Origin of the sequence: Paenibacillus bouchesdurhonensis (assembly GCF_900155685.1) — a bacterium.
Lineage (GTDB): Bacteria > Bacillota > Bacilli > Paenibacillales > Paenibacillaceae > Fontibacillus > Fontibacillus bouchesdurhonensis.
Window position 1 is genome coordinate 1,583,236 of record NZ_LT732548.1, and the last position, 16,388, is coordinate 1,599,623.

Genomic DNA, 16,388 nt, shown 5'->3' on the forward strand with positions numbered 1-16,388 from the left:
CCTTTCAAAATTTTGATATTGTTTCTGCAAATGCGTCAATCCTTGGACACCAAGCCAAGCACTGAATGAAATTCCCTCCTTTCCCGCTGCCTACGCAAATAACCCCGTAATCTTCACATGAAGATTACGGGGTTGTTCCTGATCCGGGACATAATCAGAAAAACAGCGCCCTCAAAATGTAATATAGATACCCTTGTCCTTGCAAGTTGCAGAGTGCCAAACAAGGATACGCTATCATTCTAAATGACGAGTCTATTCTTGTCAAATACTAACAATAAAATAAATTGTTTACAGACTGCTGCACCGGGCCTGGGCTAGGGCGCTATGCGCGGATAGACGGATTGCTCCGGTGACGTTATCCGCATAAGCGTGCAGGATGGCGTAGCCAAAGCCAGGGAGCACGACTTGAATCGTTTCCTCATCTGCCTTGATATCGGCTTCGCTGCCGGCATCCTGCCACAGCCCGCCGTTCTGTACGATGACTGAGCATGCAGCCTCGTCATTGTTCAGTAGCAGCAGAAAGCGATCCCGCTCATCGCACCGCTCATAGGCAAGCAGTTGTGGATGCCCAGCGTCCACCAGAAAGTGCAGGCCGCTGCCGCGAAATGCAGAATGGGCCTTGCGCATGGCGATAAGGCGACGGAAGAAGCCCAGCAGATCGTGATCCTGCTTCTCGGGTTCCCATTCCATGCATTTGCGATTGTATGGGTCATGTTCGCCATCGAGGCCGATCTCATCCCCGTAGTAGATGCAGGGCGCTCCTTGAAAGGTCAGCTGGAACAGCACTGCCAGCTTCATCAGCTGCTTATTACCGCCGCACAGCGTCAGCAGCCTGACGGTATCGTGGCTGCCCAGCAGATTGAACGCCGCCTCGGTGACCTGCTGCGGGAAGCTGGCCAACTGAGCGTTGATGCTCTGGGCAAATTGAGTGGCGTCGGTGCGTCTTCTGGCGAAGAAATCAAGTAAAATGTTGGTGAACGGGTAATTCATCACGGCGTCGAACTGGTCGCCCTGAAGCCACGGCATCGCATCGTGCATAATTTCCCCGAGCAGGTAGGCGTCCGGGTTCATCTTCTTGATCTCACGGCGGAACTCGCGCCAGAATTGGCGATCCACCTCGTTGGCCACGTCCAGCCGCCAGCCATCCAGTCCCAGCTCGCCAATCCAATATCGGCCGACCTCCAGCAGATAGGCCTTGACCTCCTCATTGCCCGTGTTCAGTTTCGGCATGATCGGCTCGAAGCCGAAGGTGGCATAGTTCGGGATGCCGTTCTCCACCATGAGCGGCCCCTCTTTGATATGGAACCAGTCGGCATAGCGGGAGGTAGGGCCGTTCTGCTGCACATCTACAAAGGGCGGAAACGTGTGCCCGCAATGGTTGAATACGCCGTCCAGCAATACCCGAATGCCCCGGGCGTGACAGGCGTCGACCAGTTCCTTCAGCTTTTCGTTCGTGCCGAAATGCGGGTCGACAAGCATATAATCGCTTGTGTCATATTTGTGATTGGTTGTCGCAGCGAACAACGGATTGAAATAAATCGCGTTGATTCCCAACTCAGTCAGATAGTCCAGATGGTCAAGCACCCCTTGCAGATCGCCGCCAAAAAAATTGGTCGGACTTGGCACGCCGCCCCATTCCAGCACTCCCTCCGGGTCGATAGACGGGTCACCCTTGGCGAAGCGCTCGGGGAAGATCTGGTAGAAGACCGCTTCCTTGACCCATTCCGGCGGGGAGTGAACATCCTCGGGGTTCAGATAAGGGAAATCGAACAGCCCCTCATACAGAATCGTCGGAGGCGTATCGAAGAAGCCCTTTTCCAGAAAATAGACAGTCTCGCCCGCTTCCTCATGGAGGGCGAAATAATAGACGACCCGCTGAAATCGCGGCGAGATGGCGGCTTGCCAGTAATCGAACAGGGCGTCTGAAGCGAACCGTTCCATAGCAATGGATTCGTTGTAATGATCCCAGCTGTATTTGTCGCCACATACCAGCTGCACCTGCGCCACATTGCCGCGCTTCGTGCGCAGACGGATATGCAATGTTGATTCGTTATAGGCATAGGACCAGTTCAGCCCGATGCGATGGTATACTGCTTCCAGCATAATCATTAATGATGGCCTCCTTCAGGCATGAGAACACAAAAAGGTCCAACCTCTGAATGGGACGAGGTTGAACCCGAAGTTTCATTGCCTTTAAATTTCCTCCATACTATCATACTGTTTCCATGCTGGCAACAGTATGATCGAGCAGGTGCAGCGAACGAGTGTTTCCTACAAAAACATCGTATGAACAAGAAAAGAGGAGGAAAAATGAGGTTTTAGAATATAATACAGAAGAAAACGAGAAATTTAATATAATTTTGTGATATTAACGCCAATTTTCATCGATTACTGTATTTGCAAACGTTTTCTCGTGTAGTTTATGATTGAAGTGTCTTAATAGTTCTAGTGAAAATTATAACCGCTTGAGCAATTTAAAGGCGCTGCTACCCCAAGGGTACAACCTCGACAATCGTGCGATTTGTAGAGTGTTGTACTCTTTTTTGTGGTTTTAAGAAGTTAGGGGGTAGAGGTATTTTTTGCAAATTGGGTATAACGTTTGCACAAAAGAAATGAGAAACTAAATCAAGAAAGGGTGGACTAAGTGAAATTGAAACAAAGAGTGAAGTTGAGACAATGGGTTATCAGTCTAGTTAGTGTAGTGTTGATCCTCAGTCTAACGGCATGCGGGGGCAATGGAGGCAATTCAAGCCCGAACAGTTCCCAGCCATCTAACACATCAGATGCGCCTCCTGCTTCTTCTGAGAACGGAGAGGCTAGCGAAGAGGAGTACTTACCTGAACCTGGGGCCAAGTTGACGGTGTGGGAAGCACAGGAGCAAATTGAGTATATGGAGAAAATCGCGGCTGAATTTGAGAAGCAGTATGGAGTGCCCGTCAAGTTGGAAGTCATAGCCGGCGGGGATCAGGGCACCCGTCTAACGACTGACGGACCGTCGAAGCTCGCAGCCGACGTCCTTACATTGCCTCATGATCAGATCGCCCAAGCGGTTAAAGCAGGACTTCTACTGCCTAACGACCTGTTCGAGGATGAGACACGCGCCGTAATGGAGGAGTCCGCAATCAAAGCGGTGACTTATGATGGAGTTTTATATGGCTATCCGAAATCGGTTGAGACATACGCCATGTACTATAACAAGGACATCTTCCCTGAAGCTCCGAAAACCTGGGACGAAATCGTAAGCTTCGCGGAGACTTATACGGACACTAAGCAAAATAAATACGCCATTATGTGGGAGTTCGTTGGATACTACACCTATCCATTTGTTAGCACGCTCGGAGGTTACTTCTTCGGTAATGATAACACCGATACGACCGATATCGGCTTGAATAACGAAGGAGCGGTTCAAGGTTTCGAGTTGCTGAAGAGCCTTAAAAAAATTCTGCCTATGAACGCGGGAGATGTGTCCTACGACGTGAAGACGCAATTGTTCCAGGAAGGCAAGCTGGCTTTGAATATCGACGGGCCTTGGTCCGTAGCGGCATTCAAGGACAAAGTCAACTTCGGAGTCGCTCCATTGCCAGCGATGTCGAATGGCGAAATATCGCACTCGTTCTCTGGTGTTAAAGCTTACTTCGTTAACTCTTACACCGACTATCCGATCGCTGCGCGTCTTTTCTCCAACTTCGCTGCTGATAAGGAGAACCAGTTGTTGAACTACCAGATGACGGGAGCTATTCCGGCAAACAAGGAAGCGGGAGAGGATCCGGAGATCAAGAATGATCCGATAATCAGCGGGTTCTTTGAGCAGTTCTCCCACTCTACGCCGATGCCGACCATCGGGGAGATTAACGCGGTATGGGATCCGCTTCAAGCGGCGTTCATAACAATTTGGGACGATCCGAAGGCCGACGTAAAGACCACATTGGATACGATGGTCGATACAATCAAGACAAATATTTCATCCAAGTAGCAGGTTAGCCGATCTTTCAACGATTTCACCCGATCGCCCGGCGGTCGGGTGAAGTCTGTCAAATCAGAAGTCTGTCAAATCGTAAGAAAAGAGGTTGTTTAACGCATGCAGAGAAAGACAATAAGTACGACCCTGTCGGTTCTATTTATGGGTCTCGGGCAATTGTACAACCGGCAATGGATGAAGGGGATTTTGTTCTTGGCGGCAGGCCTGACTGCGATATACGTATTTTCGGTGATTGGCCTTCCTTCTTACCTGAAGGGACTTATTACATTGGGAGAGCAGCCCAGTGGAATGGTGAAGGTAGGTAGAATTATGAAGATGGTCGAAGGCGACCACTCGATATTTCTTATGATCAAAGGGTTGATGGCGGCCTTATGTTTTTTGCTCGCAGCTGCGATATACGTTCTGAATATCAGGGATGCCTACAAAGTTGGAAAGGAAAGGGATGCGGGTATAGCCCCCAATAATTTCCGACAGTCGCTGCAGCTTGTAAATCAGAAAAACTTCGCCTATCTCGTACTTGCGCTGCCCGTCGTCACGATATTATTCTTGACAATCCTACCATTAATCTTCTCCATTTTGCTGGCCTTTACAAATTATGCAGATCCGATCCTCCCACCTGCCAATCTGATTGACTGGGTTGGCTTCAGCAATTTTGTCAAGCTGGTCAGTCTAAAGGTGTGGAGCAATACGTTCTTTGGGGTCCTGCTTTGGACTATGATATGGGCAATCCTCGCTACGGTGACGACTTATATCGGCGGCATCCTGATAGCGGTACTGATTCAACAGCCCCGCATTCGCTTCAAGGTGTTCTGGCGTACGGTTATGATCATTCCGTTTGCCATTCCGAGCATGATCTCTCTTCTCGTGATGCGGAATATGTTTAACAACAAGTTTGGTCCGGTCAACGATATCATGCGTTGGATCGGCTTCGACGGAATACCGTGGCTTACAGATCCGATCTGGGCTAGGGTTACACTCGTTCTCGTCAATATGTGGATCGGTATCCCAGTAACGATGATACTGGCTATCGGGGTGCTGACGACGATTCCGAGGGATCTGTACGAAGCGGCTGAGGTTGACGGAGCGAATTCGTTCCAGAAATTCCGTTCCATTACGATGCCGATGGTGTTGTTCTCGACGGCGCCTGTTCTAATTATGCAATTTGCCGGCAATATAAATAATTTCAATGTAGTCTATCTAATGACAGACGGCAACCCGGTCAATTCGAATTACCAATACGCCGGGCATACGGATTTATTGGTGACCTGGCTTTACAAGCTGGCCTTGAATCAATCGCAATACAGTTTCGCGTCGGTTATCGGCATCATTATCTTCCTAATCATCGCTTCCTTGTCGATTATGAGCTACCGCCGCACCAGATCCTATAAAGAGGAGGATATGATAGCATGAACAGCCGATCCGACCGGGTCAAGCTAGGCATTAGCTATATGCTGCTTGTCATTTTAACCTGTGTAAGCTTGTTTCCCGCATTATGGATTATCATGTCTTCCTTAAAGGAAGGCAACAGTCTTTACAGTGATACGTTAATTCCTCGCACCTTTACGGTAGAACATTATCGGGATTTGTTCGAGAAGACCAAATACCCACTGTGGTTCATGAATACGCTGAAGGTTGCAGTGCTGTCGACTCTTTTCGGAACGTTTCTGTTGCTGCTTACTTCGTACGCAATCTCAAGATTCCGCTTCGCGGGGCGTAGATTTGCCCTTAACACTTTGCTGGTGCTTCAGATGTTCCCAGGATTCATGGCCATGATCGCTATATATGTTTTGTTGAATACGATGGGGTTACTCAATTCCCACTGGGCGCTGATTCTTGTCTACAGCTCTGGTGCAATTATATCGAATGTATTCATAGCCAAAGGTTTTTTTGATACGATCCCGAAAAGCTTGGAAGATGCGGCACGAATCGACGGGGCTAGCCATCTGAAGGTGTTCTTTTTTATCATTATCCCGCTTGCTAAGCCCATGCTGACCTATGCTAGCCTCATGATCTTTAACGGCGCCTTCCTCGATTTCATCTTCGCAGATCTGGTATTGAGGACAGAAGATCAGCGGACGTTGGCAGTCGGGCTATACAGAATGGTGAGTCAGCGGAATTCGACCGAATTTACGATGTTCGCTGCTGGAGCTGTTCTTGTCGCGCTGCCTATCACGATGCTGTTCCTACTGCTTCAGCGCAATCTGGTCGACGGGCTGACTGCAGGAGCTTCCAAAGGTTAGAAGCATTTGGAGAACATTAGGCAGCCGGATCTAATGGGTAGTTCGATATTCGCTTGCAAACAAGTCGATGTTGCCCTAAGAATGTGATAGATATGGATTGCAGCATTTCTATAATTATGGACATTTATATTCACTCCAATGGCTGATAAGCTTACATAATAATACTGCAGTACATAAGGAGTGAAAACAATGGATAAGGTTCGTTACAAGGTAAGAGAAGTGTTGGACAAGGATAAAATCGAGGCATTTCTGCAGCAAGCCCGGATTGGACATCTTGGAATGGTTGATGGCCATCATCCGTATGTTGTTCCACTCAATTTTGTTTGGTTTAATGGAAAGCTATATTTCCATGGTGCTGCCGGCGGAAGACGAAATCAGGTTATGAGTGTGAATCCGGAGGTCTGCTTTACGGTTTGTGAAGAATACGGAACAATTACTGATCCGGTGCCAGCCAAGACGGACACAGCGTATATGAGTGTAATGATTTTTGGCAAGGCACAGCCGATCGTTGATCTGAATGAAGCTACACACATGTTGCAAGAAATGATTTATAAATATGTGCCTGGTTACTATAGTCGGCCGTTACCTAGGCAGCACGTAGACAAATATCGATCAGCAGTATTTGGTGGCCCGGTTCAGGTATACCGAATTGACCCCCAGCATATTACTGCGAAAGAAAATCCGATTGAGGAAGAAAAAATGTTCGAACCTGGAAAAAGGGTGACTCCATTTTAACGATTTAGCAGTTAATGTGAAAGTTTATCCCTGATTTGATCTAAATGATGAATATCATGCTTTGAAAAAATAGTTATGTAACTATCAATAGTAAACTGTCGATAGGGTCAAGCATTATATGCTCATCAATTTCTTTCAACATTGCTATTTCATTTGCTGTGTCCTGCTAACTAATAATTGATTTCAAGCGCAATTAACTTTTCTCCATCTTATTAAAATTAAGATTTTGGAATTATTATACTTTAAAGAAATCAATTTATGGGGGCGTATGTTTCCAATAATTAAAATAGCTATGTTTACTTTGCAGCAACCTTTTACCTTGGCTGACAATTACTAAATACAAGGCTTGAATCAACTGCCATGAAGTCTTCGCATAGAGAAGGAGGAAGGTCGATGTTTAAAGTTTTGGTATCCGATCCCATAAGTAATTTTGGATTGCAGCAACTGACGAATGCTGAAGATGTGGAGGTCACCCAAATAACGGGATTGAGCGAGGAGGAGCTTATTTCCATCATCTGTCCCTATGATGCACTGCTCGTACGTTCTCAAACGAAAGTCACTCGTCGAGTTATAGAAGCCGGGATTCATTTGAAAGTTATTGGCCGGGCAGGTGTTGGTGTGGACAATATTGATTTGGACGCCGCTACGAGCCGAGGGATTACCGTGATCAATGCACCCGACGGCAATACGGTCACAACGTGCGAGCATACCTTTGCGATGATGATGGCGCTGGCCCGGCATATACCGCAAGCCCATGCCAAAACCATTACTGGGCTGTGGGATCGTAAGTCATTCCTTGGCGTTGAATTACGAAACAAGATACTCGGTGTGCTTGGGCTTGGTCGTATCGGGATCGAAGTGACCAAACGCGCAGCGGCGTTTGGGATGACCGTTATCGGCCACGATCCCTTTCTATCGGAAGAAAAGGCTAATAAACTGGGCATCAAGCTGGCGACCTTAGATGAAATTATACGGACTGCTGATTTTATGACGATTCATACGCCGCTAACGAATAATACGCATCATATGATTGCCAAACCGCAATTCGACGTCATGAAACGGGGAATGCGAATCATCAACTGTGCTCGCGGGGGAATTATTGATGAGTCGGCTCTTATTGAAGCACTCGACGAAGGGATTGTAGCAGGCGCTGCTTTTGATGTATTTGAGCATGAGCCCCCAGCACCGGATCATCCATTTCTAAGGCATCCTAAAATGATTGTTACTCCGCACTTGGGTGCATCCACTTTGGAAGCACAAGAGAATGTAGCTCTCGATGTCTCCGAACAAGTTATTCATGTATTGCGACATGAACCGTTTAAAAATGCAGTTAATATGCCAGCCGTATCAACTGACCTGCTAAACAAATTACAACCATACTTTACATTGTGCGAACAGCTGGGAAAAGCGCTTGCCCAGATGACCGATGGTGCCGCACGTGAGGTTACGGTGGAGTGTGCAGGCGAGCTTGCCAGTCTGGATACGTCATCATTGATCCCTTATGTGCTTAAGGGCATACTATCCCACCATCTCGGTGCAGAACAAGTCAATGTTGTCAATGCTATTCACTTGGCGAAGATTCGTGACATTCATTTTGTCGTACGAAAATCCTTGTTAACCCAAACCTTGCCCAGCGAGATTACGATTCGATTAAAGACGACAGTCGAGGAAAGATGGGTGACAGGATCTGTTCTGCCTGACGTCGGGGAGCGTCTTGTCCGAATCGGGCCATATCCGGTTGATATTTCAACTGAAGGATATGTTCTGTTAATTTCGCAGAAGGATAAGCCAGGTATCATTGGGCGTGTTGGAACATTGCTCGGGGAGAGAGGTATTAATATTGCCACGATGCAAGTCGGGCGCAACGAAGTTGGCGATTCGGCGGTGATGATATTAAAAAATGATAAAAAAGCTTCTAATAATGTGATGGAATCCTTATTCGCGATACCGGAAATCAAACGCGTACGGGAAGTTTCCTTTGACTAATAGATTTCAACCCGAAGAAGCGGGGGACATTAGGAATTACCTTGGCAACGTACATTTACAAACGCGAAGCTGAAAGAGGAAAGAAGATATGGGCAATCTAGTTAAAGAGAATTTCAAGGTCGTGAGACAGCAGATGAAATTGGCTTGCCTAGCCTCAGGGCGCAAGATCGAGGATGTGCAATTGCTGTTGGCGACCAAAACTGTTCCGCCCGAAAAATTGCAAGTAGCTATGCAGGCGGGCGCGAATCTGTTTGGGGAAAACAAAGCGCAAGAACTTCGGGAGAAATTTCCGTTTATGCAGCAATATAATCAGGTGGAATGGCGGGATGGCTTGTATTATACAAGCATCCCCGCCAGACGATAAATGCCTTCTTCGATAGCTGTTTCATCTACTTTAGCAAAACCCAGTACCCATCCTTTCCGATCGCTTTCCAAACAATACCTGCTAAGCGGATAAACACGGATTCCCTTTTCGAGCGCAAGGCTCGTCACTGCTTCCTCGTCAAACGATTTATCAGCTTCAAGGAGCATATGCAGGCCCGTTTCTACGCCGCTTAATGTGAAATATTCACTCAGGCCTGTCGCGTTAATGGCTTTCGTCATGGCTGTGTGTCTACGACGATATACATTTCGAGCACGTCTCATATGGCGCATGAAATGGCCACGTTCGATAAAATGAGCAAGAGTTAATTGCTCCATAATCGGTAGATGACGATAGGTTAATTCATGGATCCGGGCAAGCTGACGAATGGCCTCTTTAGGGCCAATGATTGCCGATAACCGAATGCCAGGAGCAATCATTTTGGAAAAACTCATCATATACAAGGTGTTTTGGGGACGCTGACTAAACAAAGTTGGAAGCGGGTCACCACGATATCGAAATTCGCTGTCATAATCATCCTCAACAATCCAGAATCGCTGCTCAGCAGCCATCTGCAACAACTGTTGCCTGCGAGGCTCCGACATAATAACTCCAACCGCGCACTGGTGCGATGGCGTAACAAACACAAGTTTGGATCCGGGGGGAATGCGATCTACGCATAGCCCATATTCGTCGACCGGAACGGGGACAACCTGCATACGACGATACTTCATCGCCATCCAGGCAGCTGGGAAGCCGGGATCTTCAACCGAAACCGTTTCTCCTTCCTGTAAAAGAGCTTGTGCGATCAAATCAATGCTGTGTTGTGCACCCGAGGTTAATATGATTTGATCGATATCCACATGAACGCCTCGTTCAAGCGACAAATAACGTTGAATCTGTTCTCTTAGCGGCAGGAAACCATAGGCATCGCCGTAACTCCAACTGTCCAGGTCTGCCCCTGTCGAGGCCTGCAAAAATGATTGCCTCCAACTCTTCTGAAAATGTTCGTCTAAATAAGGCTCATGGGGAGTGAAATCGATTTCTACTTTTCGATCTTCTTTGTCTCCAAGCCAACTGTGCAAATGGCCGATTGCAGCATTTAATACAGGCAATTCGGGGGGGAGTAGTCCTTGTGCTACAGCGTTCTCTGAAGGACGAGTCGTATATGTCCATTCGCTAATTCTTGTTCCGCCGCGACGGGAGGTTACGGTATACCCGCGGCTGTATAACTCTTCGTAAACAATCTGTATAGTTGAACGGGAGACGCCAATCAATAGAGCGAGTTCGCGGGATGGCAGAAGCAATTCGCCTGGCGGCCATTTTCCGGTTGTAATATTGTGGATCGCTTGATCCAGTAATTGCTGCCAGATAGGACGCTCGTCATCTCGGTTTACTTTTAGCATTCATTCACCTTCATTGTTTCTAGTGTTATTATGGACTGTTAAATATCTTGATTATGGATGAAAAACAACAGTCCATTGGTTGATATACTAGCATGACAATACTTGCTTTTGCAATACGACAGAATGACGTTCAATCTTGCTTATGAAAATATCAATTACAGTTATTTTACTTACAGGATTAAAGTGGATTTGTTGGAGAAATAGTGAATATGTCCTATTAATATGATATAATGTGCCCTAGTAAAGGATAATATGTAATTATCCATAACACTGAACGGAGGTGAAAATGATGTATTTTCCTCATGAAAAAAGATTTGTTCAGAAGTTAGGCACAAAAATACAAAATGGATCACAGCAAATTGTAACAACTGGGTCTTCAGGATGTGGAAAATCTTATTCCGTAGAATCATTTTTAAAAAGCTACGACGATGAAGATACGAAAGTTTTATATTTGGTTGGCGACAAGGAACTAATGGATAGAGATTACAAACCATTTCTAGATGGTTTGTCTAATGTCGCTCCTGCTACCAAGTCCTTTCAAAAACCGATCACAGAGCTTGTAGAAAGTATTCCAAGTATCGGGAAGCCCTTGAAAATTCTATTGAATTTGATGTTTGATCAAATGAATGAAAAAAGGAAAAACAGAGACTCGATTTTAACTGAAATAGAGCAGGATATTATATGTAGAATTGAAGCTTTGTCTAAAAGATATCGCCTCATCTTTTTTTGTGATCATTTTCATTATTGGGATGAAAGATCGCTCAAATTGATGTACGTCATTCTGGATGGTATTCAAACAAAATATAAATTTTTAAGTAATGCATTGTTTTTATTTGCAATTACTACAGATCAGGAGAATAGCTATAGAAATCGAATCGATGCAGTAATTAACAGAGAATGTGTTGTTAAGCTTCCATTTCCCGAAATGGAGTTTGACGATTTTGATATTACTCTTCGTATGCTTAATTATAGCGGAAGCTTATCAATTACCGAAAAGAAGATGCTGCACTCTTTAGTAAAGGGGCATCTGACGATGCTCAAAGAATTGATACGAGAACTCACTAATAAGAATGTGGATCTTAGCAATGCGGATCAGGGGATAAAAAAGTTACTGCTGCAGGTATTGGAAAATCGACTTAATGATTCCGGGCTAGAGTCAAGTAAAATTAATTTTGTTTTGGAATATGCATCTATTTTAGGTGTTACATTTTCGAAATTTGAACTTAGCCGGATTACTGAATTAGAAAATAATTATTTTAATCGTATTATTGATAATGCCAGAAGTATGGAACTGGTTCACGAACCTCGTTACGGACAACTAAAGTTTGCGCATGAATTCATCCGTGATATTTTTCAAATGAAAATTTCAAGCCAAGAAATAGCTTATTATAGAAAAATAGAAAAATGTATCGGTGAAATTGCTCCAGACCATTATCATAGAAGAGCCCAATATAGATTTAAAGTTGGGGATACACATGAAGGACTTATTTTATTCGTGTTGGAAATTATTAAGCAAATTAGAGAGAATGGAGATGTAACTCCTTCCTTATCAGAACAAGCACAGGTGCTGCTAAGAGACCATCCGCAATATTTATCCTACGTAGATAGTATGAAAGCAGCAATGCATCTATATCAAGAAAATAAATATAATGAAGCATATATTAAAATCAGTGCTATTAACGATACCCTGCCTAATCAATTAATTGCCGAAAAACAAATTTTACGATCTTTAACGTATTCTAAAAAAATAGATGCTGACTTCCGTAAAGAAGGGATTCGTATACTCAGTCAGTATGGTTCTCTAGAACAATGCGGAAATGAACGGGATATCTATGAACGGGTTAAAATACGATTAATGACAATGTATATACATATAAATGAATTACAAACTGCCCGCAAAACAGAAGAAGAGATTATTGCATCACTCCGTGAACGAATAGGACAGGATGATACCGCTGAAGATCGATTGCATAGGCTGAACCTGATATCTGCATCTGTTTATGATTGTGAAATTGCTTGTAGTAAGATTGAAGAGGCTGTAGCTTACTTTGGACCTAATGGGAGTAATAACTATCTTTGGACGAATCTTAAGCAATATTACATATCATTAATTAATTATTCGGCTTCACTATGTGTCTGCGGACGTTATCAAGACAGTTTCAAAGCGGCTGAAAAAGCAAGGGATCTCATGGAGGAAAACCCCAATTTCGATTTTCCCCGCATCCGGATATCTGTTAACAACTATTTATTATCTGGATATTTATCAGGATATTTTAAGCCACACGAATGTGTTGAAGGATTTAAGGGGATGATAGCCGACATGCCCTTATGTGCGGAAAGACTTTTCTATACTTCTAACTTGTCCATCTTCTTGGCTTTGGATGGTAAAGTTGAGGAAGCATTCGAAACGCTCAAGCTCGAAGGTAATTTGCAGGCAAGTCATGATGATCCTGAAAAGATATATAATTATCGAGTAGTTGTAAATTGCGCAGTATTTCAGTATCTACTAGGAAATATAAAGGATGCAATAGAACAGCTAGCCGAAATTGCAGATGACAAAATGGATACTGTTGGTGGTTCTCTTATGATGCGCCGAAAAACCGAATTACTCCATTTTATGAAAACTAGTTTATCCCATCCAGATTATCGCGAATGGGAGACTGTTCTATTGAGCAGCACTAGTGAAATGCAAGTCAATCCATGGAATTACTATGGAAGAGGTTATGTATTTAGCGCACTAAATAATTGGGATTTGTGGTAAGTGCATTCCAAAGCCATTTGTATCTGTGCGCTTAATGAAACCAAAACGAGAATAGAAATCTTCTTTTTCTCGAGAAGACATTAACGCAACAACAGCATTGGGCACCGCACTTTCATTAATAAAATTTAGTAGGCGCTTCATTATTTCAGTACCAATCCCGTTACGCTCGTATTCTGGGGCTACAACAACATCTTGAATATAGAAACAAATTTTCCCGTCCCCAACAATCCGCCCCATTCCAATAATTTGAGCGTTATGATACGCACTTACGCCAAATAGTGTTCCTTCACCGGCATTGTGAAAATCTTGATCTGAATGTATTGTCCATCCAGCAGTTTTTCGTAATGCCTTCCATTCCTCTATCGTCGGCAATTGGCATTTATAGTGAATATTCATATGAATTTATCCTTACATCATTTTGAATTAATGCAGTGCCAATTAAAGTTTGCAGCACATCGCTGTAGCTATAGCCCATTTGGCGGTAAGCAAACCAAAACGTCATGCTTTGAGTAATATGAGGATTAGTTGCTATGTCGGTAATAAAGAATTCATTAAAATGGTTGATTCGATAATCGATTCGTCCAAAGCCTTGAATATTCATGGCTTTAGTTACCTCTTCAGTCATTTTCATAATATCTTCTGCAATTTGTGGGTTCTTCTGATAGTAAAGTTCATAATCAAATAAATGATCTCCACGAATGGTATAGTCTAATATGGTATCGTTCAAATCACTGTTTCCATTCACAGTAATACTAGCGGGAAATAAGCTGCAGGTATTTTGAAAAGATGAAATTACAGGAACTTCTACTTCCTCTCCTGAAATAAACTGCTCAACGATAATGCGCTGGTTGAACTTTTGACTTAGTTGTAATAGAAACTGATCTTTATCCTCAGTGTAATAGAAGATGTTTTCTTTATCTAAGCCTATACTGGATGACTCGCCATTAAGCTTTGCTATAACTCGCTGTCCATTGTTGGGTTTTTGGTTCATAATCCAATGATGATTAGGGTCAAATAGATAGCTTTTACATGTGGGAAAACCACCCTGTTGCAAAAAACTAAACCAGTGATATTTATCTCTGGCGAAGCTTACAGTATAAGCATCACTACCTGTATATGTAATGCCGTGCAAATCGCAAAAAGCAGGAATTAGAGATTTGCGACCAGCCCCTGTTCCTTTTTGTGCCGAGTTAATAACGACAAGCTTACGCGGATAATTGTCACGAAGTATACCCGATTGGAAATCAGATATAAAATCGTTCTCATCGAAATATGATTTCACATCATAATTACAACTACGCAAAGCACTAATTATCTCTTCATATTGCTTGTAAGAATAGTATTCGCTCATTACTGACATGGAAGAGTAGTCATTATAATTAACAGTAATATCTTTAACATTCATAACAAGTATAAGTAATATTTTATCTTTAACAGAAATGGCTTGCTGTATGTAGTGATCAATAATTTTTTTTTGACTTGTGTACATAAGCTCCCTCTCCTTCATTAAAGGATAATTACATATTATCCTTTACTCAAATCAGGGACTGATTAGGAAATGAATCCCACCAATCCCTGGTTTGTCTAATAAATGGAGAGACGATTTCGTGGATGCTTTAAAGTGAGGATGTCATTTTGCTTTTTTGTAGAAACATGTGTGTAAATTTGAGTCGTAGTAATAGAGCTATGTCCAAGAATCTGCTGAATATATCGTATATCTACATCTTCCTCTAATAACAAAGTAGCAAATGAATGTCGGAACATATGTGGAGTCAGGTGCTCTGCAATATTTGCCTTTTTGGTATATTTAATGATCATCAGCCGAACGGACTGTTCTGATAAACGGTTGTTTACTCTGTTAATAAAAAAATATCCGATATCTTCAATTTGCTGGTTAAAAGCGGTTTTGTAATTTTTAAGCGCTGCCAAGACATCGGGATTGCTAATAATAATAATTCTTTCTTTAGCACCTTTTCCATATATGCGAACTAATCCATTCACCAGATTAATATCATTGGCTTTTAACGAGCATAACTCAGAGACCCTAATGCCAGTTGCAAATAACAGCTCCAAAACCGCAACATCACGCAAATTTGTACGCTTTTTATAAGATGACGCTGTTTCATCGGATAAGACTTGATAAGCTGACTGCAGCAGCACTTCGATAATATCTAGCGGAATCGTCCGCGGAAGAACATAGGGCTCATGAAATTTTAAATTTAATTTGGCAAATGGATTTTCTTGAATAAATTCTTCGTACTCCAGCCAATTGCAAAACGCTTTAATGCTTGCCAATTTTCGCTTTATTGTTTTAGGCTTATAAGTCTTGTGCAGCAGCCTTGCAAAATTGGAAATATTACTTTTGGTCAGCTCTTGTTTTGAATTTTGAGTAAAATCTAGAAACTGTTTCAAATCTATTCGATATGCTTTTATCGTTTTAGAATTTAAATTTTTTTGATATTTACAGTAGTCATAGTAATGTTCTAACATCATAGAAAGATCAAGCATGTGTAAAACTCTCCCCAAATTATGTATTTGTAACTTAAGTATGAAGGTCGTGTCGGTTTTTGTCGAACGGCGCCTATGCCATCTACCTACAGATCAAGGCCGAATGCCAAATGGTTAAGGCAATAGTTTTCTAGAATCTAGGTATTGACTTATACTTGATGAAGTGATATTATCTTAGAAGTGACCCAAAAAAGGATCACTAGTAATATTACATACTTCGGGACGTAGCTCAGCTTGGTAGAGCACCTGGTTTGGGACCAGGGGGTCGCATGTTCAAATCGTGTCGTCCCGATATGAACAGGAAGCAGCCATCATTTGATGGTTGCTTTCTTTTTTTTGTGCATATGGCATGTTGTATATTTCCTTCGCCCTCCGGTCACAATAACAGTAAATATTGACTGATAGAAGGGGA

General features: G+C 43.4%; 11 protein-coding genes, 1 tRNA gene and 1 pseudogene. 8 read left to right on the forward strand and 5 right to left on the reverse strand.

The window, feature by feature from the left end; all coding sequences use genetic code 11:
* Window positions 1–288 precede the first annotated feature (288 nt).
* The gene (locus CZ379_RS11665; protein WP_110931774.1) at window positions 289–2,109 is read right to left on the reverse strand and encodes an alpha-glycosidase; all 1,821 of its coding nucleotides are present in this window, start codon (window positions 2,107–2,109) and stop codon (window positions 289–291) included.
* 535 nt (window positions 2,110–2,644) lie between these two features.
* Here CZ379_RS11665 and CZ379_RS11670 point away from each other — a divergent pair.
* The 6 genes and pseudogenes from CZ379_RS11670 to CZ379_RS11695 all read left to right on the forward strand — a co-directional run.
* Complete coding sequence (locus CZ379_RS11670) at window positions 2,645–3,973, forward strand: sugar ABC transporter substrate-binding protein (RefSeq protein ID WP_234404892.1); 1,329 nt, start codon at window positions 2,645–2,647, stop codon at window positions 3,971–3,973.
* A gap of 105 nt (window positions 3,974–4,078) precedes the next feature.
* Window positions 4,079–5,389, forward strand: a complete 1,311-nt coding sequence (locus CZ379_RS11675; protein ID WP_110931775.1) for a carbohydrate ABC transporter permease — start codon at window positions 4,079–4,081, stop codon at window positions 5,387–5,389.
* Window positions 5,386–6,219, forward strand: coding sequence for a sugar ABC transporter permease (locus tag CZ379_RS11680; RefSeq protein WP_110931776.1), 834 nt, complete (start codon window positions 5,386–5,388; stop codon window positions 6,217–6,219). The genes CZ379_RS11675 and CZ379_RS11680 overlap by 4 nt, the downstream gene beginning before the upstream one ends.
* 189 nt (window positions 6,220–6,408) lie before the next feature.
* Window positions 6,409–6,954 carry a pyridoxamine 5'-phosphate oxidase family protein gene (locus CZ379_RS11685; protein ID WP_110931777.1) on the forward strand — a complete coding sequence of 182 codons (546 nt, stop codon included), beginning with the start codon at window positions 6,409–6,411 and terminating at the stop codon, window positions 6,952–6,954.
* Between the two features lie 393 nt (window positions 6,955–7,347).
* Window positions 7,348–8,940: a phosphoglycerate dehydrogenase gene (gene serA, locus CZ379_RS11690; protein WP_110931778.1), complete on the forward strand. Its 1,593-nt coding sequence runs from the start codon at window positions 7,348–7,350 to the stop codon at window positions 8,938–8,940.
* 88 nt (window positions 8,941–9,028) lie between these two features.
* Window positions 9,029–9,262 (forward strand): annotated as a pseudogene (locus CZ379_RS11695) (YggS family pyridoxal phosphate-dependent enzyme); the annotation flags it as partial.
* A 14-nt stretch (window positions 9,263–9,276) separates the two neighbouring features.
* Here CZ379_RS11695 and pdxR read toward each other — a convergent pair.
* Window positions 9,277–10,707, reverse strand: a complete 1,431-nt coding sequence (gene pdxR, locus CZ379_RS11700) for a MocR-like pyridoxine biosynthesis transcription factor PdxR (RefSeq protein WP_110931779.1) — start codon at window positions 10,705–10,707, stop codon at window positions 9,277–9,279.
* 286 nt (window positions 10,708–10,993) lie between these two features.
* On the opposite strand from pdxR, the gene CZ379_RS11705 reads away from it, so the two are divergent.
* Window positions 10,994–13,468: an ATP-binding protein gene (locus CZ379_RS11705; RefSeq protein WP_110931780.1), complete on the forward strand. Its 2,475-nt coding sequence runs from the start codon at window positions 10,994–10,996 to the stop codon at window positions 13,466–13,468.
* Here CZ379_RS11705 and CZ379_RS11710 read toward each other — a convergent pair.
* The 3 genes from CZ379_RS11710 to CZ379_RS11720 form a co-directional block, all read right to left on the reverse strand.
* The gene (locus CZ379_RS11710; protein ID WP_110931781.1) at window positions 13,445–13,864 is read right to left on the reverse strand and encodes a GNAT family N-acetyltransferase; all 420 of its coding nucleotides are present in this window, start codon (window positions 13,862–13,864) and stop codon (window positions 13,445–13,447) included. The genes CZ379_RS11705 and CZ379_RS11710 overlap by 24 nt on opposite strands.
* Window positions 13,848–14,957, reverse strand: a complete 1,110-nt coding sequence (locus CZ379_RS11715) for a D-alanine--D-alanine ligase family protein (RefSeq protein ID WP_199925582.1) — start codon at window positions 14,955–14,957, stop codon at window positions 13,848–13,850. Before CZ379_RS11715 ends, CZ379_RS11710 begins: the two co-directional genes overlap by 17 nt.
* A 95-nt stretch (window positions 14,958–15,052) precedes the next feature.
* The gene (locus tag CZ379_RS11720) at window positions 15,053–15,976 is read right to left on the reverse strand and encodes a tyrosine-type recombinase/integrase (RefSeq protein WP_110931783.1); all 924 of its coding nucleotides are present in this window, start codon (window positions 15,974–15,976) and stop codon (window positions 15,053–15,055) included.
* 218 nt (window positions 15,977–16,194) lie between these two features.
* On the opposite strand from CZ379_RS11720, the gene CZ379_RS11725 reads away from it, so the two are divergent.
* Window positions 16,195–16,268: transfer RNA gene (locus CZ379_RS11725), tRNA-Pro, on the forward strand.
* Window positions 16,269–16,388: the final 120 nt, after the last annotated feature.

Excerpts from the sequence above, each read along its gene's own strand:
- CZ379_RS11685 (WP_110931777.1), top strand. The coding sequence starts at position 6,409 with ATGGATAAGGTTCGTTACAAGGTAAGAGAAGTGTTGGACAAGGATAAA.
- serA (WP_110931778.1), top strand. The coding sequence starts at position 7,348 with ATGTTTAAAGTTTTGGTATCCGATCCCATAAGTAATTTTGGATTGCAG.
- CZ379_RS11675 (WP_110931775.1), top strand. The coding sequence starts at position 4,079 with ATGCAGAGAAAGACAATAAGTACGACCCTGTCGGTTCTATTTATGGGT.
- CZ379_RS11710 (WP_110931781.1), bottom strand. The coding sequence starts at position 13,864 with ATGAATATTCACTATAAATGCCAATTGCCGACGATAGAGGAATGGAAG.
- CZ379_RS11720 (WP_110931783.1), bottom strand. The coding sequence starts at position 15,976 with ATGCTTGATCTTTCTATGATGTTAGAACATTACTATGACTACTGTAAA.
- pdxR (WP_110931779.1), bottom strand. The coding sequence starts at position 10,707 with ATGCTAAAAGTAAACCGAGATGACGAGCGTCCTATCTGGCAGCAATTA.
- CZ379_RS11680 (WP_110931776.1), top strand. The coding sequence starts at position 5,386 with ATGAACAGCCGATCCGACCGGGTCAAGCTAGGCATTAGCTATATGCTG.
- CZ379_RS11705 (WP_110931780.1), top strand. The coding sequence starts at position 10,994 with ATGATGTATTTTCCTCATGAAAAAAGATTTGTTCAGAAGTTAGGCACA.
- CZ379_RS11715 (WP_199925582.1), bottom strand. The coding sequence starts at position 14,957 with ATGTACACAAGTCAAAAAAAAATTATTGATCACTACATACAGCAAGCC.
- CZ379_RS11665 (WP_110931774.1), bottom strand. The coding sequence starts at position 2,109 with ATGATTATGCTGGAAGCAGTATACCATCGCATCGGGCTGAACTGGTCC.